Annotated in this window: 17 protein-coding genes; 10 read left to right on the top strand and 7 right to left on the bottom strand. The window is 70.8% G+C overall.

Features of this window, described 5'->3' with window-relative positions; all coding sequences use genetic code 11:
• Positions 1-12: 12 nt before the first annotated feature.
• From cysN to H4F98_RS06725, 3 genes are all read right to left on the bottom strand, one after another.
• The gene (gene cysN / locus H4F98_RS06735; protein ID WP_182686121.1) at positions 13-1,908 is read right to left on the bottom strand and encodes a sulfate adenylyltransferase subunit CysN; all 1,896 of its coding nucleotides are present in this window, start codon (positions 1,906-1,908) and stop codon (positions 13-15) included.
• Positions 1,908-2,816 carry a sulfate adenylyltransferase subunit CysD gene (gene cysD / locus H4F98_RS06730; protein ID WP_182686119.1) on the bottom strand — a complete coding sequence of 303 codons (909 nt, stop codon included), beginning with the start codon at positions 2,814-2,816 and terminating at the stop codon, positions 1,908-1,910. The genes cysN and cysD overlap by 1 nt, the downstream gene beginning before the upstream one ends.
• Before the next feature lie 65 nt (positions 2,817-2,881).
• Positions 2,882-3,634, bottom strand: a complete 753-nt coding sequence (locus tag H4F98_RS06725) for a sulfite exporter TauE/SafE family protein (protein WP_182686117.1) — start codon at positions 3,632-3,634, stop codon at positions 2,882-2,884.
• A gap of 163 nt (positions 3,635-3,797) precedes the next feature.
• On the opposite strand from H4F98_RS06725, the gene H4F98_RS06720 reads away from it, so the two are divergent.
• Genes H4F98_RS06720 through H4F98_RS06710 form a run of 3 tightly spaced genes read left to right on the top strand, consistent with a single transcriptional unit; the run spans position 3,798 to position 8,072 of the window.
• Complete coding sequence (locus H4F98_RS06720) at positions 3,798-5,621, top strand: assimilatory sulfite reductase (NADPH) flavoprotein subunit (RefSeq protein WP_182686115.1); 1,824 nt, start codon at positions 3,798-3,800, stop codon at positions 5,619-5,621.
• A 1-nt stretch (position 5,622) separates the two neighbouring features.
• The gene (gene cysI / locus H4F98_RS06715) at positions 5,623-7,323 is read left to right on the top strand and encodes an assimilatory sulfite reductase (NADPH) hemoprotein subunit (protein ID WP_182686113.1); all 1,701 of its coding nucleotides are present in this window, start codon (positions 5,623-5,625) and stop codon (positions 7,321-7,323) included.
• On the top strand, positions 7,320-8,072 hold the full coding sequence (locus H4F98_RS06710; protein WP_182686111.1) for a phosphoadenylyl-sulfate reductase: 753 nt from the start codon (positions 7,320-7,322) through the stop codon (positions 8,070-8,072). Before cysI ends, H4F98_RS06710 begins: the two co-directional genes overlap by 4 nt.
• Before the next feature lie 75 nt (positions 8,073-8,147).
• On the opposite strand, the gene H4F98_RS06705 is transcribed toward H4F98_RS06710, so the two are convergent.
• Positions 8,148-9,134 (bottom strand): LysR family transcriptional regulator, encoded by a 987-nt coding sequence (locus H4F98_RS06705; RefSeq protein ID WP_182686109.1) that lies wholly within the window; start codon positions 9,132-9,134, stop codon positions 8,148-8,150.
• Between the two features lie 225 nt (positions 9,135-9,359).
• Here H4F98_RS06705 and cysG point away from each other — a divergent pair, with 225 nt between their 5' ends.
• The 7 genes from cysG to H4F98_RS06670 all read left to right on the top strand — a co-directional run bounded on the left by cysG (position 9,360) and on the right by H4F98_RS06670 (position 15,530).
• Positions 9,360-10,805 carry a siroheme synthase CysG gene (cysG, locus tag H4F98_RS06700; RefSeq protein WP_182686107.1) on the top strand — a complete coding sequence of 482 codons (1,446 nt, stop codon included), beginning with the start codon at positions 9,360-9,362 and terminating at the stop codon, positions 10,803-10,805.
• A gap of 70 nt (positions 10,806-10,875) precedes the next feature.
• Positions 10,876-11,832, top strand: coding sequence for a cysteine synthase A (cysK, locus tag H4F98_RS06695; RefSeq protein WP_182686105.1), 957 nt, complete (start codon positions 10,876-10,878; stop codon positions 11,830-11,832).
• Between the two features lie 109 nt (positions 11,833-11,941).
• Complete coding sequence (locus tag H4F98_RS06690) at positions 11,942-12,967, top strand: aminoglycoside phosphotransferase family protein (RefSeq protein ID WP_182686102.1); 1,026 nt, start codon at positions 11,942-11,944, stop codon at positions 12,965-12,967.
• The gene (gene murU / locus H4F98_RS06685; RefSeq protein ID WP_182686100.1) at positions 12,964-13,671 is read left to right on the top strand and encodes an N-acetylmuramate alpha-1-phosphate uridylyltransferase MurU; all 708 of its coding nucleotides are present in this window, start codon (positions 12,964-12,966) and stop codon (positions 13,669-13,671) included. Before H4F98_RS06690 ends, murU begins: the two co-directional genes overlap by 4 nt.
• Before the next feature lie 62 nt (positions 13,672-13,733).
• Positions 13,734-14,321: an RNA polymerase sigma factor gene (locus H4F98_RS06680; RefSeq protein ID WP_182686098.1), complete on the top strand. Its 588-nt coding sequence runs from the start codon at positions 13,734-13,736 to the stop codon at positions 14,319-14,321.
• The gene (locus H4F98_RS06675) at positions 14,302-14,733 is read left to right on the top strand and encodes a hypothetical protein (RefSeq protein ID WP_182686096.1); all 432 of its coding nucleotides are present in this window, start codon (positions 14,302-14,304) and stop codon (positions 14,731-14,733) included. The genes H4F98_RS06680 and H4F98_RS06675 overlap by 20 nt, the downstream gene beginning before the upstream one ends.
• Entirely contained in the window at positions 14,730-15,530 is an 801-nt protein-coding gene (locus tag H4F98_RS06670) for a PDZ domain-containing protein (RefSeq protein ID WP_182686094.1), read from the top strand. Before H4F98_RS06675 ends, H4F98_RS06670 begins: the two co-directional genes overlap by 4 nt.
• Before the next feature lie 33 nt (positions 15,531-15,563).
• Here the strand turns inward: H4F98_RS06670 and hda are convergent, their stop codons facing one another.
• From hda to H4F98_RS06655, 3 genes are read right to left on the bottom strand one after another with little or no spacing between them, the layout of a single operon-like run.
• Positions 15,564-16,286: a DnaA regulatory inactivator Hda gene (gene hda, locus H4F98_RS06665; protein ID WP_182686092.1), complete on the bottom strand. Its 723-nt coding sequence runs from the start codon at positions 16,284-16,286 to the stop codon at positions 15,564-15,566.
• Positions 16,283-17,425, bottom strand: coding sequence for an AI-2E family transporter (locus tag H4F98_RS06660; RefSeq protein ID WP_182686411.1), 1,143 nt, complete (start codon positions 17,423-17,425; stop codon positions 16,283-16,285). The genes hda and H4F98_RS06660 overlap by 4 nt, the downstream gene beginning before the upstream one ends.
• A 17-nt stretch (positions 17,426-17,442) precedes the next feature.
• Positions 17,443-18,609, bottom strand: coding sequence for a DUF2066 domain-containing protein (locus H4F98_RS06655; protein WP_182686090.1), 1,167 nt, complete (start codon positions 18,607-18,609; stop codon positions 17,443-17,445).
• Positions 18,610-18,743: the final 134 nt, after the last annotated feature.

Below are 18,743 nucleotides of genomic sequence, written 5' to 3'. Positions count from 1 at the left end.
CTCGAACGGCCCTCAGCCCAGCAGGCGGTCGATCACGCGCTGGGCAAGCGCCTCGGCGTCCTCGGCGACCGTGTCCAGGGTGAGCTCCGCGGCTTCAGGCGCCTCGTAGGGCGAGTCGATCCCGGTGAAGTTCGGGATCTTGCCCGCGCGCGCCTTGGCGTAGAGACCCTTGACGTCGCGCTGCTCGGCGACCTCCAGCGGCGTGTCGACATGGACCTCGATGAACTCGCCCTCGGCGAACAGTTCGCGGGCCAGGCGGCGCTCGGCGCGGAACGGCGAGATGAAGCTCACCAGCACGATCAGGCCCGCGTCCGTCATCAGGCGCGACACTTCCGCCACGCGCCGGATGTTCTCGACGCGATCCTCGTCGGTGAAGCCCAGGTCCTTGTTGAGGCCATGGCGCACGTTGTCGCCGTCGAGCACGAAGGCATGGTGGCCGAGGGCATGCAGGCGCTTGTCGACCAGGTTGGCGATCGTCGACTTGCCGGAGCCCGACAGACCGGTGAACCAGACGCAGCGCGCGACCTGCCCCTTGCTCGCCGCACGGGCGGTCTTGTCGACATCGACGTGCTGCCAGTGGATGTTGGCGGCGCGACGCAGGGCGAAGTCGAGCGTGCCCGCGGCGACCGTGGCATTGCTGATGCGGTCGATCAGGATGAAACCGCCCAGGCTGCGGTTGTCGGCGTAGGCCTCGAACGCGACGGGCTGGTCCAGGTGCAGGTTGCACACCCCCACCTCGTTGAGCGCAAGATGCTTGGCCGCCAGCTCGTCGCGCGTGTTGACGTCGACCTTGTGCTTGATCTCGGTGACGGTGGCGCTGACCTGCCGGGCGCCGATCTTGAGCCAGTAGGGCCGACCCGGCAGCAGCGCCTGTTCGCCCATCCACAACACGTGGGCGGAGAACTGGTCCGATACTTCGGCCGGCTGGCTCGCGCTGGCGATGACGTCCCCTCGACTGATGTCGAGTTCGTCGTCCAGGGTCAGCGTGACCGCCTGGCCGGCCACGGCGCGGTCCAGGTCGCCATCTGCGGTGACGATGCGCGCCACCTGGGAGCGCCGGCCGGAAGGCAGGGTGACCACGGCATCGCCAGGACGCACTTCACCGGCGCACACCGTGCCGGCGAAGCCGCGGAAATCCTGGTGAGGCCGATTGACCCACTGCACCGGCAACCGGAAGCCGATGTCCCTGTCCGTTCGCGAGACGTCGACGCTCTCCAGGTATTCCAGCGCGCTCGGTCCTTCGTACCAGGGCATGGCGGCCGACCGCTCGATCAGGTTGTCGCCCTTCAGTGCCGAAAGCGGCACGGCCTGGACGTGCTCGATCCCCAGATCCGCGGCGAGCGCGCGATAGCCCTCCACGATCGCGTCGAACACGCCGGGATCGTAGTCGACCAGGTCCATCTTGTTGACCGCCAGCAGTACGTGCCGGATGCCGAGCAGCGAAACGATGTAGCTGTGGCGGTGGGTCTGGGTGAGCAGGCCCTTGCGTGCGTCCACCAGCACGACCGCCACGTCGGCGGTCGATGCGCCGGTGGCCATGTTGCGGGTGTACTGCTCGTGGCCGGGGCAGTCGGCGACGATGAACTTGCGCTGCTCGGTGCTGAAGAACCGGTAGGCGACGTCGATGGTGATGCCCTGCTCGCGCTCGGCGGACAGGCCGTCGACCAGCAGGGCGAAATCGATCTCGCCATTCTGCGTGCCATGGCGACGGCTGTCGGATTCCAGCGCCGCCAACTGGTCGTCGAACAGGCGCTTGGTGTCGTGCAGCAGGCGACCGATGAGGGTGCTCTTCCCGTCGTCGACGCTGCCGCAGGTGATGAAGCGCAGCAGGCCCTTCTTCTCGTGCTGCTCCAGGTAGGCGGCGACCGCGGCCGCGGCGTCCTGGGTGCCGTTGTCGTGGACGCCCATCAGAAATACCCCTCTTGCTTCTTCTTCTCCATCGACGCGGTGGGATCGTGGTCGATCACCCGGCCCTGGCGTTCCGACGTGGTCGAGACCAGCATCTCGGCGATGATCTTCTCCAGCGTTTCGGCCCCGGACTCGATTGCCCCGGTCAGCGGATAGCAACCCAGCGTGCGGAAGCGGACCTTGCGCAACTGCGGCACCTCGCCCTCGGCCAGCGGCATGCGCTCGTCGTCGACCATGATCAGGGCGCCATCGCGCTCGACCACCGGGCGCTCGGCGGCGAAATAAAGGTCCGGTACCGGGATCTTCTCGCGATAGATGTACAGCCAGACGTCGAGTTCGGTCCAGTTGGACAGCGGGAACACGCGCACGCTCTCGCCCTTGTTCACCCGGGTGTTGTAGACGTCCCACAGCTCCGGGCGCTGGGCCTTGGGGTCCCAGCGATGCTGGGCGTTGCGGAAGCTGAAGATGCGCTCCTTCGCGCGCGACTTCTCCTCGTCGCGTCGGGCGCCTCCGATAGCGGCGTCGAAGTTCCACATGCCCAGGGCCTGCTTGAGCGCCTGTGTCTTCATCACGTCGGTATGGACCGTCGCGCCGTGCGTGAACGGCCCGATCCCCTGGGCCAGGCCCTCGGGGTTGGTGTGGGTACGCAGCTCGACCCCGGTCTCGGCGGCGCGGCGATCGCGGAAGGCGATCATCTCGCGGAACTTCCAGCCGGTGTCGACGTGCAGCAGCGGGATGGGCGGGCGCGCCGGGGCGAAGGCCTTCACCAGCAGGTGCAGCAGGACCGAGCTGTCCTTTCCGACCGAATACAGCATCACCGGGTTCTGGAACTCGGCGGCGACCTCGCGAAGGATGTGGATGCTCTCGGCTTCGAGTCGATCGAGATGGGACAGCTCTTCTAATGACATTTCAGGCAACGCTTATGTAATGGGTAAAGGGGTGGAGAGCCCGCGCATGGTGCTTGCATCGTCGCTCAAATCACGCCCAGATGCTTCAGCAGGGTGCGCAGGCTCAGGCCGATGACCACCAGTCCCACGCAGACGAGCATCGGCCGGGGGCGGACCCGCTTGACCAGCCACGCGCCGAACGGTGCCGCGATCACGCCACCCAGGGCCAGGCCGAGGATGACGTCCCAGTGCTCGAGGCCAAGCGTGAGCAGGAACACGAGCGAGGCGGTCAGGGTCACGAAGAATTCGACGGCATTGACCGTGCCGACCGTGAGGCGGAACTCGTTGCCCCGGGCCAGCAGGTTGCTGGCGACGATCGGCCCCCAGCCACCGCCTCCCATCGCATCCACCAGCGCACCGAAGAAGCCCAGCGGAGCCATGTGGGTGGTGACTTCCCGGGAAGGAAAGGCCCTGAAGGCCTTGATGATGATCACCGCGCCCATGAGCATCAGGTATCCGGCAATCCAGGGGCGCATCGCCTCGCCCGGCAGGCTGGCCAGCAGGTAGGCGCCGACGCCGGCGCCGACGACGCCCGGCAGCAGCAAGCGACGGAACAGGCGCTTGTCGATGTTGCCGAAGGCGTGGTGGGAAGCCGCCGACGCGCCCGTGGTGAAACACTCCGCCGCGTGCACGGTGGCACTGGTCACCGCCGGCGGCACCCCCAGGCCCAGCAGCAGGCTGGAGGCCGTGACGCCATACGCCATCCCGAGCGCGCCATCGACGAGCTGTGCGGCGACACCAATGGCGATGTAGTAGAGGAGATCGGGGGGGAGTTCCATGGCATTCGGCATGGGGGGCGCGATGTTGCGTCGCCGCAGTATCGAGGGCGCTCCCGGCAGCCGGAAGTTCGCGAAAGGCATAACCGCATAACCACGCATCCTTTCCGGTGGTCCGGGCCGGTCCTTAGTCTCGAGCCCAGGAAATCGCCCGAGAACCACCGCAATGCCCGCCTCCCCCGCCCCCGCGCCCCTGACCGACCAGCAGGCCGGCCTGTTGAACCAGCTGACCGACGGCCTCGACGGCTCCGGCCTGTGGTGGCTGTCGGGCTATGCCGCCGGCCTGGCCCGCGGCCAGGCCCTGGTCACTCGCCCGGCGCCGGCCATCGCGGCCCCGGTGACTGGCGCGACGGCGTCGCCGACCCTGACCATCGTGTACGGCAGCCAGACCGGCAATGCCAAGCGCCTGGCCGAGAAACTCGCCGCGCAGAGCGAGGCCGCCGGCGCCAGCGTGCGCCTGCTGCGGGCGGACGCCTACCCGACCCGCGAACTCAAGGACGAACGCCAGCTTTACATCGTCATCAGCACCCAGGGCGAAGGCGATCCCCCGGACGACGCCATCGGCCTGGTCGACTTCATCCGCGGACGCCGCGCGCCGAAGCTGCCCGAGCTGAAGTTCGCCGTGCTCGGCCTGGGCGATTCGAGTTACCCGCAGTTCTGCGAGATCGGACGCGTGCTGGACGCGCGCCTGGCCGAGCTGGGCGCCAGCCGGCTGTTCGAACGCGGCGATGCCGACCTCGACATCGACAGCGTCGCAACGCCCTGGATGGCACGCGCCGTGGAGGCCGCCAAGGCGCTGGCCAAGGCCAGCCCGGCGCGCAGTGCGACCGTCACGCCCCTGCGGCCGCTGCCCGCGGCGCCGGCCTTCGACCGCGACCGTCCCTTCGATGCGGAACTGCTCGCCGGCCACGCCCTGTCCGCCCCCGGCGGCCTGCGTACGCCGCGCGGACGCGACGTCCGCCATTTCGAACTGTCCCTGGAGGACTCGGGACTGCATTACGAGCCCGGCGATGCGCTGGGGATCTGGCCGCGGAACCCGCCAGCCCTGGTCCAGGGCGTGCTCGACGCGCTGGGCCTTGATGGCGACCAGGCCGTCGACCTGGCCGACGAGACTCGTCCGCTGCGCGAATGGCTGGGCGACAAGCGCGAGCTCACGCGCCTCTCGCGCCCGTTCCTTGCCGCGCACGCCGAACGCGCCGGTGATGCGGCGCTGGGGGCGCTGCTCGAGCCCGACGGCCGTGACGCCCTGGCCCGTCTGTTCGACGAGCAGCAGGTGATCGACCTTCTGCAGCGCCATCCCGCCCAATGGGACGCGGCCTCGCTGGTCGCGGCACTGCGGCCGATGACTCCGCGCCTGTATTCGATCGCGTCCAGCCAGAAGCACGCCGGCGACGAGATCCACCTGACCGTCGCCCACGTCGAGTACGCGGTCGACGGGCAGTCGCGCTGGGGCTGCGCATCCAACTTCCTCGCCCGCGCCACCGAGGGCGACCGCCTGCCCGTCTACGTCGAGGCCAACGAACGCTTCCGCCTGCCGGCCGACCCCACGCGGGACATCATCATGGTGGGTCCAGGCACCGGCGTCGCGCCGTTCCGCGCCTTCGTGCAGGAACGCGCCATCACCGGCGCCAGCGGACGCAACTGGCTCTTCTTCGGCAATCCGCACTTCCGCACCGACTTCCTGTACCAGCTGGAGTGGCAGCGCGCGCTCAGGGACGGCCACCTGGACCGGATCGACCTGGCCTTCTCGCGCGACCAGGCCCACAAGGTCTACGTGCAGCACAAGCTGCGCGATCAGGGGCGCGAGGTGTACGCGCGACTCGAGGAAGGCGCCCATTTCTACGTGTGCGGCGCGATCGGCATGGGGAAGGACGTGCATGCGGCGCTGCTGGACGTGATCGTCGAGCATGGCGCCCGCTCGGCCGAGGACGCCGAGGACTACCTGGCCCGCCTGCAGCAGCAGGGTCGCTACGCACGGGACGTCTACTGACATGAGCACGCATTCGGTCGAAGACATCAAGCGCGCCAGCATCGGCCTGCGCGGCAGCCTGCTCGAAAGCCTCGCCGACCCGTTGACGGGCGCGCTGCGGGAAGACGACCAGACCCTGATCAAGTACCACGGCAGTTACCAGCAGGACGACCGCGACATCCGCGAGGAACGCCGCGCAGCCAAGCTGGAGCCGGCCTACAGCTTCATGATCCGCACCCGCACCCCCGGCGGCGTGGTCACGCCAACGCAGTGGCTGAAGCTCGACCACGTGGCGACCACCTTCGCCGAACGCGGCCTGCGCATCACCACGCGCCAGGCCTTCCAGTTCCATGGCGTCATCAAGACCGAGCTGAAATCGACGATGCAGGCGATCAACGCCGCGCTCATCGACACGCTGGCGGCCTGCGGCGACGTTAACCGCAATGTCGCCGTGGCCGCCAATCCGCTGCAGTCCGCTGCCCATTCCGAGGTCTACGCGCATGCCGCGGCGGTCTCCGAGCACTTGCTGCCCAACACCCGCGCGTACTACGAGATCTGGCTGGACGAGGAGCAGGTCGCCGGCACGCCGCAGGTGGAGGAACCCATCTACGGCGAGGCCTACCTGCCGCGCAAGTTCAAGATCGGGTTCGCGATCCCGCCCTTCAACGACGTCGACGTGTTCGCCCAGGACCTGGGCTTCATCGCCGTGATCGAGCGCGGCCGCGTGGTCGGCTACAACGTCGCCGTCGGCGGCGGCATGGGCGCCACCCATGGGGATGCCGAGACCTACCCACGCCTGGCCAACGTGATCGGCTTCGTGCCGGCCGAAGGCCTGAAGGCGGTGTCGGTGGCGGTGGTCACCACCCAGCGTGACTGGGGCAACCGCGAGGTGCGCAAGCGTGCGCGGCTCAAGTACACGATCGACGACCATGGACTGGAGGCTTTCAGGGATGAGGTTGAACGGCGTGCCGGGTTCGCTCTCGCCCCGGCCCGTCCGTTCGTTTTCGAACACAACAACGACCGTTTCGGCTGGATCGAAGGCGAGGATGGTCGCTGGCACCTGACCCTGGCGCTGCCGGCCGGTCGCATCGTCGACGACGAGACCGTGCGCCACCTCAGTGGGCTGCGCGAGATCGCACGCCTGCTGGAGGGCCACGGCGAGGGCGCCGAGTTCCGGATGACGGCCAACCAGAACCTGGTGATTGCCGGGATCCCAGCCGCCCGGCGCCAGGCGATCGACGCCCTGGTCGCGGTCTATGCGCTCGACGCCCACCGCAGCGCCACCCCCTTGCAGCGCGACGCGATCGCCTGCGTGGCCCTGCCCACCTGCGGCCTGGCGATGGCCGAGGCCGAGCGCTACCTGCCGGCGCTGGTGTCGCGCATCGACTCGCTCATGGCCGGTCACGGCCTGGTCGACGCGGCGATCAACCTGCGCGTCAGTGGCTGCCCGAACGGGTGTTCGCGCCCCTACCTGGGCGAGATCGCCCTGGTCGGCAAGGCCCCCGGCCGCTACAACCTCATGCTCGGCGCCGACCACCGTGGCCAGCGGCTCAACACCCTGCACCGCGAGAACATCGACGAGGCGCAGATCCTCTCCGAGCTCGACGCGCTGCTCGCGCGCTACGCCAAGGAACGCGATCCCGACGAAGGCTTCGGCGACTTCCTGGTGCGCAGCGACGTGGTGGCGTATTCGCACCCCTCGCACTACGAGGTGACGACATGACTCCCCCCCCCGACCCCATCACCGCCGCCGAATCCCCCAAGGCGCTGGCCGACCTCAACCGCTGGCTGGGCCGGCTGGATGCCGCCGACCGCATCGCCTGGGCGCTGGAGAACACGGCCGGCAACCATGCGCTGTCCTCCAGCTTCGGCGCGCAGGCCGCGGTTTCGCTGCACATGGCCACCCGCCAGGCGCCGGACCTGCCGGTCGTCCTGGTCGACACCGGCTACCTGTTCCCGGAAACCCATGTCTTCATCGGCGAGCTGCGCGAACGCCTGCGCCTGAACCTCAAGGTCTTCCAGCCCGATCCTAGCGAAGCCTGGCCCGAAAGCCGCACGCGGCAGCTCGAGCGGCTGGGTGCGGAGGCGATCGGCCAGTACAACCGCGTGCACAAGGTCGAACCCATGCAGCGGGCGTTGTCGGTGCTTGGCGTGCGCACGTGGATCGCCGGCCTGCGCCGCGACCAGTCGCGCAGCCGCGCGGGCATCGACTTCCTCGAGCTGCGCGACGGCCGCTGGAAGCTGCACCCCCTGGCGGACTGGACCGACCGCGACATCTGGCAGTACCTGGACCGGCACGACCTGCCCTACCACCCGCTCTGGCACGAAGGCTACGTCTCGATCGGCGACGTCCACACCACGCGTCGGCTAGAGGACGGCATGAACCCCGAAGAGACGCGCTTCTTCGGACTCAAGCGCGAATGCGGCCTGCATTTCGACGACGAGCCCGTCGCCGCCGAAGAAGCCGCCTGAGCGCCGACGCCCGCGCACGCGTCGCGGGGACGGCGGGCTTCGCACGCGCCCCGCGCGCTGGCAAGGGCCTGGCGCTCAGAGGGTGATCGGCTGGCTCAGCTCGATCCAGGTCGGCGGCAACGGCCAATCGGCCTCGGCATTGCCTTCCAGGACGCGGCGAAGGTCGTGCCGATCGAGCTGCGGGGCGATCGCGTGGATGAGTTCGAGGGCATAGTCGCGCGACACGCGCGAGCGCGGCAACACCGCCCAGGCCGTGCACTCGGGGATCGCATCCGGCGCCGGCATGGCCACCAGGTCCTTGTCGCCCTGCGCGTCGAGGGCCATCTCCGCGAGCAGTCCCACGCCCATGCCCGCCCGCACGTAGGTCTTGATGAGGTCGGCGTCGCGCGCGGTCATCGCCAGTTGCGGCTCGACACCTTCGCTCGCGAAGGCGCGCCGCAACGACGACTCCGGGCGTATCGAGGACTCGTAGCTGACCAGCGGGTGGCGCGACAGTTCGGTCAGCGTCGGCGTGCGGCGCAGGCGCGCCAGCGGGTGCGAGGCGGGCACCAGCACCATGCGCCGCCAGCGGAACAGGGGCACCGCCAGCCCCGCATCGGGCACCTGCCCGGCGGTGCTGAGGACGGCGAGGTCCGCGGCACCGTGGGCCAGCTGCTCCAGCACTTCGCCGTCGGCCACCGGCTCCAGGTGCACGCTGATGCGGGGAAACTCGCGCTTGACCGCGGCGATCGCGCTGGGCAGCACGTGCCGGGCCTGGGTGTGCGTGGTCGCCAGCACCAGCCGCCCGACATGCTCGCCCCGCTCGTTGGCGGCATAGGCACGGATGTTGGCCGCCTCCTCCAGGATCCGCCGTGCGTGGGTGAGGACCTTCTCGCCGCCGGGCGCGATCGACTCCAGGCTGCGGCCACGGCGGACGAACAGCTGGAAGCCCAGTTCCTCCTCCAGTTGTTTGAGCTGCTTGGACAGGCCCGGCTGGGTCGCGTGCACGCGTTCGGCGGCCAGGGTGATGTTGAGGCCCGAGTCGGCGATGGCCACGAGGTAGCGGAGTTGGGTCAGGGTCATGGACGCGGTTCCGGTCTCCGGTCCGCGCAGGCGCGCGACAGGGCGGATGGAGGCATGCCGGTGGAGTGCATGCAGGACAGCCACGAAACTAGCCCAAGCCCCCCGACCCGTCCAGCGCGCGATGGCCCGCGCTTATGACGGCTCGGCATGGCGGCCGGGCGATTGCTCATTTCCGCATCCGGGGAGCAGGGCCTAGCGTTGCAATCCCTGCCCCGGCCCGATGCCATGCCCGCCTCCCTGTTTCCCCTGTTCATCGACCTTCGCGACCGCCGCGTGCTGGTGGTCGGCGGCGGCGCCGTGGCCCGGCGCAAGATCGATGCGCTGCTGGCGTCGGGTGCGCGCGTGGTGGTGGGTGCGCCGACGCTCGAGCCCGGCGTGGCCGCGCTGGTGGCCGAGGGCCGGGTCGAACACATCGCCGGACGCTTCGATCCGAACTGGCTCAATGACGCGTGGCTGGTCGTGGCGGCCACCGACAACCCGATCATCAACCGCGCGGTCTCCACCGCGGCCGAGGCCCGCCGGGTCTGGGCCAACGTGGTCGACGACGCGACGCTGTCGAGCGTGCAGGTGCCCTCGCGCGTCGAACGCGGCCCGCTGCAGGTCGCGATCTCCAGCGGCGGCGGCGCGCCGATGCTCGCGCGCCACCTGCGCGAACGCCTGGAGACCGAACTGGACGAATCGCTGGGCGACCTGGCCGGCCTGCTCGACCGCGAACGTACGCGCATCCGCCAACGCTTCCCGGAGATCGGCGCGCGTCGCCGCTTCTTCGACGCCCTGCTCGCCGGACCGGTACCCTCGCACCTGCGGCGCGGCGATACCCGCGCCGCGCAGGCGGCCTTCGACGCCGCGCTGGCCACGGAAGCATCCCCCTCGCGGGGCAGCGTCGCCCTGGTCGGCGCGGGACCGGGCGACCCGGGCCTGCTGACCCTGCGCGGCCTGCGCGTGCTGAACGAGGCCGACGTCATCCTCCACGACCGTCTGGTCAGCGACGAGGTCCTCGCGCTGGCGCGCCGCGACGCCGACAGGATCGAGCTCGGCAAGCAGGTCGGCGGCGACCACGAGGCCACCCAGGCCCGCATCCACGCCCTGCTCGTCGAGCACGCCCGCGCCGGCAAGCGCGTGGTGCGCCTGAAGGGAGGCGACCCCTTCGTCTTCGGTCGCGGCGGCGAGGAGCTGGAAGTGCTCCATGCGCACGGCATCGATTTCGAGGTGGTGCCGGGGATCACCGCGGCCGTGGCCTGCGCGGCCTATGCCGGCGTGCCCCTGACCCATCGCGAGCACGCCCAGTCGGTGCGTTTCGTCACCGCGCTCGGCCGCGACGGCACCGATCCGGTGGATTGGCCGGCGCTGGCCCGCGAGCGGCAGACGCTCGCCTTCTACATGGGCGTCTCCGGCCTGACCCGCCTGCGCGAACAACTCATCGCCCACGGACGCGCGCCCGGCACGCCGTTCGCCCTGGTCGAGAACGGCACCCGTGCCGACCAGCGCGTGGTGACCGGCACGCTGGACACCTTGCCCGAAGCCGCCGCGCGGCACGCCGTGAAGGCCCCCGCACTGTTGATCCTGGGTGAAGTGGCCGCATCGGCGGAGGCCCTACACTGGTTCGGTCCGGAGCCGCTGCGGCTCGACAGTCCCGCCCCGCGGGATTCCACGATGGCCGAAGCCGCGTGATCCCTACGTCTTACCGACCACGCGGCCGCACCGGCCGCCTGCCCGACACGATCTGAAACCGGAGCACCCCATGGCCCTGTACGACAGCATCCTGGACACCATCGGCGGCACGCCGATCGTCAAGCTCCACCGCATCGCGCCCAGCCACGTGACGCTGTACGCGAAGGTGGAATCCTTCAACCCCGGCGGCTCGGTCAAGGACCGCCTGGCCCTGGCGATCATCCTGGACGCCGAGCAGCGGGGCGTGCTCAAGCCCGGCCAGACCGTGGTCGAGGCCACCAGCGGCAACACCGGCATCGCCCTGGCGATGGTCTGCGCCGCCCGCGGCTACCCCTTCGTCGCGGTGATGACCGAAACCTTCTCGATCGAGCGCCGCAAGCTGATGCGCGCGTATGGCGCCCGGGTGATCCTCACGCCCGCCGCCGAGCGCGGCACCGGCATGGTCCGCAAGGCCGCGGAACTGGCGCGCGAGCACGGCTGGTTCCTCGCCAGCCAGTTCGAGAACCCGGCCAACCCCGCCTACCACCGCAACACCACCGGACCGGAGATCCTGCGCGACTTCGCCGGCAAGCGCCTGGACTTCTTCGTCAGCGGCTGGGGCACCGGCGGCACCATCACCGGTGCCGGCGAGGTGCTCAAGACCGCGCGCCCGGACCTCAAGGTCATCGCCAGCGAACCCGCCGGCGCCGCGCTGCTGTCGGGCAAGGAATGGCAGCCGCACAAGATCCAGGGCTGGACGCCCGACTTCCTGCCCGAGGTCCTCAGCCGCGACATCGCCGACGAGATCCTGCCGATCGACGACGTGCTGGCCCGCGACACCTCGCGCCGCCTGGCCGCCGAGGAAGGCATCTTCGTCGGCATCTCCGCCGGCGCCACGGTGGCCGCCGCGCTGCAGGTCGCCGAACAGGCCCCGGAAGGCGCGGTGCTGCTGGCGATGCTGCCCGACACCGGCGAACGGTACCTGTCGACCTTCCTGTTCGAAGAAGTTGCCGAAGGCTCGGACGACGAGTGGCTGGCCACGCTCTAGGCCAGACGGCCCCACGCCGCGCGGGCTGACCTCGCGCCCGGAGCCGCGGCGCGCGAAGCGCCGCGTCCCGGGCGTTATCCTGTGGGCTGTCGAAACCGCCCCGTCGCGCATGCCCACGCCCAACGCATCCATCGAATCACCGCCGCGCGATGCCGCGCGCCTGGACTGGGCGCGCGCGGCCAGCGGCGTGCCCGCACTCGGCCTTGAACGTGCCTCGTACGACGCCGGCCACCGCAGCTACTGGCGGAGCACCGGGACGTCGCCGAGCATGGTCGTCATGGACGCCCCCCCTGGCCTGGAGGATGTCCGCCCCTGGCTGGCGATGCACCGGCTCCTGGAAGAGGGTGGCGTGCGCGTGCCCCGCGTGCTCGCGCAGGACAGCGACGCCGGCTTCCTGCTGCTGGAGGACCTCGGCGGCCCGACCCTCGCACAGCTGATCGACGAGGCATCGGCCGACGCCCATTTCGACGCCGCCATCGCGCAACTGGTCCGGCTGCAGCGGATCGCCCCGCCGGCCGACCTGCCGCTATTCGGCGAGGCCCTCCTGCAACGCGATGCCGGGCTGTTCGAAACCTGGTTCCTGGGCGAACACCTGGGCCTGGCGCTCGACTGCGCGGATGCCGAGCGCCTGCAGCTGGTCCAGCGACGCCTGATGGACAATGCGCTCGCCCAGGCGCGCGTGCTGACCCATCGCGACTACATGCTGCGCAACCTGATGCCCGCCGACGAAGGCCCGGCGGTGCTCGACTTCCAGGATTGCGTGGTCGGCCCCATCGCCTACGACGCGGTGAGCCTGTTCAAGGACGCGTTCCTCAGCTGGCCGCTGGCACGCGTCGACGACTGGCTGGCGCGCTACCACGCCCGCGCCCGCGACGCCGGCCTGCCGGTGCCTTCGCTGGACGCCTTCATGCGCGACGCCGACTGGCTGGGCGTGCAGCGGCACCTCAAGATCCTCGGCATCTTCGCCCGCCTCCACCATCGCGACGGCAAGCCGAAATACCTGGCCGATGCGCCCCGCTTCCTGGCCTACCTGGACGACGTGCTGCCCCGCCATCCCGCGCTGCACCCGCTGCGGGAGCTGCTCGACGCACGCGTGCGCCCGGCCTTCGAGCGGCGCCTGGCGGAGTCGCGATGAAGGCCCTGATCTTCGCCGCCGGCTTTGGCGAACGCATGCGGCCGCTCACCGAGCACACGCCCAAGCCCCTGCTGTCGGTGGGCGGCAAGCCGCTGATCGAGTGGCACCTGGAGAAACTGGCGGCGCTGGGCGTGCGCGACGTGGTGGTCAACACCAGCTGGCTGGCCGACCGCTTCCCGGCAGCCCTGGGCGATGGGCGACGCTGGGGCCTGTCGCTGCACTTCCTGCACGAAGGCGACACGCCACTGGAAACCGGCGGCGGCATGTTCAATGCGCTGCCGCTGCTGGGCGACGCGCCCTTCCTGCTGGTCAACGGCGATGTCTGGACCGACTACGACTTCCGCCGCCTGCCGCGCGAACCCGATGGCCTGGCCCACCTGGTCCTGGTCGATCCGCCCGCGCAGGCCGCCCGCGGCGACTTCGCCCTCAACGCCGCAGGACGGGTCCGGGCCGCGGGCGAGCCCCTGCTGACCTATGCAGGGCTCGGCGTATTCCGTCCCGGGGTCCTGGCAGGCTGGGAGGCGATCATCGGCGCGCACGAGTCCCCCGGCGGCCGCCCCCGCTTCCGCCTGGCGCCGGTGCTGTCGGCCAGGATGGCCGGAGACCAGGTCGGCGGTGAGCACTACCGCGGGCAATGGACCGATGTCGGCACGCCGCAACGCCTGGCCGAACTCGATGCGCGCCTGGCCACGGACGGTGCCTGAACGCCCTCGCCACCCGGTCTTCGCGCCGGCCATGCGACGCTTTCCGGCCCCGGCGCGTATCCATGCCAATGGACCAGGCCGTCACCCGACTCGTGGATGAACCCGAACTGCTGCGAAAAGCCCGCTGGGGCGACCGCCAGGCCTTCGCCGAGCTGTACGCGCGGCACGCGGCGGCGGCGCACGCGCTCGCCCTGCGACTGACCGGCGACCCCGCCGCGGCCGAGGACCTCACCCATGACGCCTTCATGAAGATGCTGCGCTTCATCGGCGGCCTGCGCAGCGACCGGCCGGTGCGCCCGTGGCTGAAGAAGGTCGTGGCCAATGCCGCGATCGACCGCATGCGTCGCGAGCACGCACACCTGTACGCGGACGAGGACGTGGCGGCCGTCGCCGACGGCGCCGAAGGCAGCGCCGCGCGGCAGGTCGATGCCGGCGCCCTGCTGCAACGCCTCGACCCGGTGGCCCGTACCCTGGTATGGCTGCACGAGGTCGAGGGCTGGTCACACACCGAACTGGCCGAACGCTTCGACCGCAGTCCCAGCTGGTCCAAATCCCAGATTTCCCGCGCCCTGTCCCGACTGCGCGAGAACCTCGATCCCGACAACGACGTCCTGAACGCGACCGAACCCCATGCACGCACCCGAGCCTGACCACGAACGCCTGCGCCGACACCTGCAGGCTTTGCCCGAACCGCTGCCGCCGGCCTCGCTGGAGAGCCGCCTGCGCGCGTCGCAGGCGCGCCGCAGCCGCGTCCTGCGGATCGGGGCCTCGGTCCTGGCCCTGGGCCTGGTCGCGGTCATCGCGCTGCCGGGGTACGACGGATCACGCCTGGACGGCGCAACGGACGCCAGCACGACACGCATCGCCGCCGCCGGGCACGGTGCCGGACGCGCGGCGGGAGACGCGACGCACCTGAAGCTGCAGGCGATCGACCGCGCCTTGCAGACCGCCTACGCGCGCGGCGCCAGCGATGCCGAAGTCGCCCCCCTGTGGGAGGCGCGCTCGCGGCTCGTGCATGACCTCGCCCCGTCCGGCGGCGCGAACGGGGGTACCTCGTCATGAACACCCGACGCCAGCCCGGCCTTCTCCGCGTCGCACCCCTCGTCCTGGTCCTGGGTTCATGGGCGCTGCCCGCGATCGCGGCGGACCTGCCGTCCGCCGCGGCCCTGCCGGCGATGCTCGCTGGCGCGCAGTCGAGCGCGCTGGACGCGGTCATCGACGTGCGCCGGCCCGAGACGCGGGGCGTCGCGGTCCTGGCCATCACCCCTGGCGGCAATGCCGACCGCATGGGCATGCGGGTCGGCGATCGCCTGCTGGCGGTCAACGGCCGCTCGCTGACCGACACGCTGGAGCCGAACGCGGTCATGCAGGCCGCGCTCGCGCAGGGTGGCGCGATCCGCGCCACCGTCTCGCGCGATGGACAGGTGCTGGAACTGTCCGACACGGCCCCGGTCGAACGCAGCACGCCGCCGCCCAGCGGCTGTGGTTACGTCAGCAACCGCGGGACCTTGCCGCATGTGAGCGACCGCCTGTACCCGGTCGAGATCATCAGCATCGACGGCGGCGGCCTTCCGATCGACGCCAACCGCCACCGCCTCCCTGCCGGCATGCACGCGATCACGGTGGCCGAACGGATCGAGTCGATCCGCTTCAACCCGGTGGAACTCCGCATGCGCGAACAACTGCTGCGCCGCGAAGGTGCGCGCGCGGCCAAGACCGTGGTGGTCGAGGTGAAGCCCGGTACCCGGCACCTGCTGGGTGCACGCTTCCTGGACGACGGGCTCGATGGCGACCGCATCCGCCGGAACGCCTACTGGGAGCCGGTGGTGTGGAAGGACATCGCCGACGATTGCCGTTGAGCGCCCCGGACGCGCCTCGCGCGCCCATGGCGTTCAGGTGCCGTCTGCCCCGGGGCGCGTCGCCCCAAGGCCCAACGCCTGCCGCAGGAACGGTACCGTCACCCGCCGCTGCGCGGCCAGGGATTCGCGATCCAGGGTGTCGAGCAGCGCCGTCAGGCCGGCCAGGTCGCGGCCGCTGCGCCGCAACAGCCAGTCCAGCGCGGCATCGTCCACCACCAGGCCGCGGCGCTGGGCGCGCTGGGCCAGCACTTGCCGTCGGCCGGCATCGTCGAGGGGCGAGAGGTTGACGCGGATGCACTGCGAGAGCCGCGAACGCAGGTCGGGCAGGCCCAGGGCCAGTTCGACCGGGTTGCCGCGCGCCGCGTAGAGCAGGCAGGCGCCAGCGGCGCGGGCGCGGTTGTGGGCGTCGAACAGGGCGACTTCGTCCTCGCGATGCCCGGCGATGGCCTCCAGGCCGTCCAGCGCGACCAGGTCGTTGCCTTCCAGCGCCTGCAGGGCGTCGCCCAGGCGGCCGGCGGCCGCGGCCAGGGGCAGGTAGGCCACGCGGCGGCCGGCGGTCTCAGCCGCCGCGCAGGTCGCCAGCAGCAGATGCGTCTTTCCGACCCCGGCCGGCCCGGCGAGGTAAAGCCATTCGCCCGCGCCACCATCGGCAAGCGCCTGCAACTGCGCAAGCGCACCCGCCGGGGCGCCGACGCAGGTCTCGAATCGCTGGTCCGGCGGGTAGCGCAGCGCCAACGGCAACTGCGGGACACTCACTTCGGATCCGGGCCCGGGTCCGCCAGCGCCTCGGCCGGCGTGCTGCCGGTGTCGAGGACCTCGGCGTGCTCGCCGGCGTACAGGCGGCTGTGCGTGTAGCGCTCCTGCGCGAAGCGCAGCAGCACGTTGGCGACCGCCGCCACCGGCAGGGCGATCAGCATGCCGAGGAAGCCGAACAGCTGGCCGCCGGCCATGATGGCGAAGATCACCGCGGCCGGATGCAGGCCGATCCGGTCGCCGACGATGCGCGGGGTCAGCACGTAGCCCTCCAGCATCTGCCCGACGACGAACACGCCGCCGACCATCAGGACCAGGGTCAGGTCGCCACCGGGCTGGATGAAGGCCGCGATCAACCCCAGCACCACGCCCGTCGCCGTACCCAGGTAGGGCACGAAGCTGATGAGGCCGGCGACGATGCCGATCAGCAGGCCCACCTTCAGGCCCACCACCGACAGGCCGATCGCGTAGATCGCGCCCAGCGCGAGCATCACCAGGATCTGTCCGCGCAGGAACGCCGACAGCACGTCGTTGGACTCGATCGCCAGGCGTCGCACGGTCGGCACGTGGTCGCGCGGCACGAGCAGGCCGACGCGCTCGACCAGCTTGTCCCAGTCGCGCAGGAAGTAGAACGTGAGGATGGGCAGCAACACGGCGTTGGCGACCATCGTCACCAGCGCGAAGCCCGAGCGCGAGACGTAGCCGAAGAAGGTCGCGGCCACGCCGCCAGCCTGCTGCCAATGCTCGCGCATCAGCTCGATCAGGCGCTGCGGGTCGAGCCACCCCCTCAGTTCCAGCCCCGTGCGTTGTTCAACCCACGGCAGGCCGGTGCCCAGCAGCCAGTCGCGAAGTTTGGGCATCATCTCCACGACGGTGACCACCTGCCGCTCGATCATCGGCACCAGGATCACCAGGGCGAGGATGATCAGCAGTGCCATCAACGTGAACACCAGGCCCACGGCCATGTTGCGCGAGCGCCCCGAGCGCTCCAGGCGATCGACGAGCGGGTCGCCCAGCCAGCCCAGCAGGGCCGCGAGCACGAAGGGCGTGAGGATGGGCGCCAGCGCCCAGACCAGCCACAGTGCGGCCAGCGCGACCGCGCCCCACTGCAACCGCTTGAGGAATCGAGCGATGTCGTCCATGGCGTCGGTCTCGTGCATCAGCGCACCCGGTAGACGCTGGGGGCCGAGACCGGCGGTTCGTCGAGCGTGTCGTCCTCGGGCAGTACCGGGCCCGGCTCCGGCAGGGGTTCGGGCAGGCCGTCCGGCATCGCCAGGCTTTCCACCGGCACCAGCACGTCGTCGCCATCGGCCATGCGCTTGAGGCCGGCCAGGCCGGTGAGCAGCTCCAGCTTCAGCACCACGCTGTCGGCGGTGGCCTTGAGCGGCTTGATCCCGCGCACCACCGCCAGGCCCTGCAGGTACCCGGACAGGCGGATGTAGTCGTCGGCGCTGTCCAGGCCCTCGAAGGTCACCGCGTAGCTGCCGGCCGGACCGACCGCGCTGCGCTTGGCATAGCGCTTGGTGAGGGCGTCGGCGGCGCCGTCGGCGCCGGTGGCCATGACCTGGCGCGCGTCGGCGCCGCTTTCGGACCAGCGGGCGAGCACGCGGCCGCGATCGACGAAGATCCAGTCCGCGGTCCAGCCGCCGCCATCGCGGTACAGCTTGCCCACCAGCTGCATGGGCGGGTTGTAGCGCTGCGAGGCCCGGGCCACGGCCGCGGTGTCGCCACGCCAGATCGCGCCGACGACGGCCTGCTCGGCGGCGTTGCCGGTGGGCAGGCCCAGGCGGTAACCGCGCTGGATGGCGCGGTCCAGCACCGTGCGGGCGACGGCCGACTTGGACAGGCCGACCAGGCGCGGGCCGCTACCGTCGTCGATGGCCAGCCACAGCACCGGCTTGGGTCGCGGCTGCGGCCAGACCGGGATGCCCAGCGTCGCGGCGAGCGCGTCGACAGCGGTGTCCTGGTACTGCACCACCAGCATGGTGCGGTAGGTGGGGGCGCCGCTTGAGGTCACCGTCTCGTCCTGGCGGTAGTCGTAATGGACCACGTAGTCCTCGGCGCGGCGCAGCTCGCGTCCCACGCCTGGCGCGGACGCCGCCTGGCGATCGCCGGAGAGCTTGCCCAGCACCTGGGCCAGGCCACGGGCGAAGGCGGCCTTGCGCTCGCCCTCTGCCTGCCCGCGCACCGCGACTTCCGCCGTGTAGATGTCCTCGGCCCGCGCGCGGTCGCCTTCGACGCGCTGGGCCTGGGCCACGGGCGCGAGGCAGGCCAGCAGCATCGCCGCGGTGATGGACAGGAAGGCCGTACGGATTGCGCCACTCATGCAGGATTCGCCGCCTGGTTTGCTCCGGAAACACCGAAATGGTGCCGCAGCGGGCCCGGTACGTCCATCTAAAATGGAATCGTCCGCCAGCCGGGCGCCGCCGTGTCCGCTTCACGCGGCGCGGATCGCCCGCC

This window comes from Marilutibacter spongiae (genome assembly GCF_014145325.1).
GTDB lineage: Bacteria > Pseudomonadota > Gammaproteobacteria > Xanthomonadales > Xanthomonadaceae > Marilutibacter > Marilutibacter spongiae.
Note: the sequence above shows the minus strand (reverse complement) of the source record. Positions and strands in the feature narration are given on the sequence as shown.

Coding starts and splice junctions, on each gene's coding strand:
- cysG (WP_182686107.1), top strand. CDS start 9,360: ATGCCCGCCTCCCTGTTTCCCCTGTTCATCGACCTTCGCGACCGCCGC.
- H4F98_RS06675 (WP_182686096.1), top strand. CDS start 14,302: ATGCACGCACCCGAGCCTGACCACGAACGCCTGCGCCGACACCTGCAG.
- H4F98_RS06680 (WP_182686098.1), top strand. CDS start 13,734: ATGCCAATGGACCAGGCCGTCACCCGACTCGTGGATGAACCCGAACTG.
- H4F98_RS06670 (WP_182686094.1), top strand. CDS start 14,730: ATGAACACCCGACGCCAGCCCGGCCTTCTCCGCGTCGCACCCCTCGTC.
- H4F98_RS06720 (WP_182686115.1), top strand. CDS start 3,798: ATGCCCGCCTCCCCCGCCCCCGCGCCCCTGACCGACCAGCAGGCCGGC.
- H4F98_RS06705 (WP_182686109.1), bottom strand. CDS start 9,134: ATGACCCTGACCCAACTCCGCTACCTCGTGGCCATCGCCGACTCGGGC.
- cysK (WP_182686105.1), top strand. CDS start 10,876: ATGGCCCTGTACGACAGCATCCTGGACACCATCGGCGGCACGCCGATC.
- H4F98_RS06660 (WP_182686411.1), bottom strand. CDS start 17,425: ATGGACGACATCGCTCGATTCCTCAAGCGGTTGCAGTGGGGCGCGGTC.
- murU (WP_182686100.1), top strand. CDS start 12,964: ATGAAGGCCCTGATCTTCGCCGCCGGCTTTGGCGAACGCATGCGGCCG.
- cysD (WP_182686119.1), bottom strand. CDS start 2,816: ATGTCATTAGAAGAGCTGTCCCATCTCGATCGACTCGAAGCCGAGAGC.
- cysI (WP_182686113.1), top strand. CDS start 5,623: ATGAGCACGCATTCGGTCGAAGACATCAAGCGCGCCAGCATCGGCCTG.
- H4F98_RS06690 (WP_182686102.1), top strand. CDS start 11,942: ATGCCCACGCCCAACGCATCCATCGAATCACCGCCGCGCGATGCCGCG.
- H4F98_RS06655 (WP_182686090.1), bottom strand. CDS start 18,609: ATGAGTGGCGCAATCCGTACGGCCTTCCTGTCCATCACCGCGGCGATG.
- H4F98_RS06725 (WP_182686117.1), bottom strand. CDS start 3,634: ATGGAACTCCCCCCCGATCTCCTCTACTACATCGCCATTGGTGTCGCC.
- cysN (WP_182686121.1), bottom strand. CDS start 1,908: ATGGGCGTCCACGACAACGGCACCCAGGACGCCGCGGCCGCGGTCGCC.
- H4F98_RS06710 (WP_182686111.1), top strand. CDS start 7,320: ATGACTCCCCCCCCCGACCCCATCACCGCCGCCGAATCCCCCAAGGCG.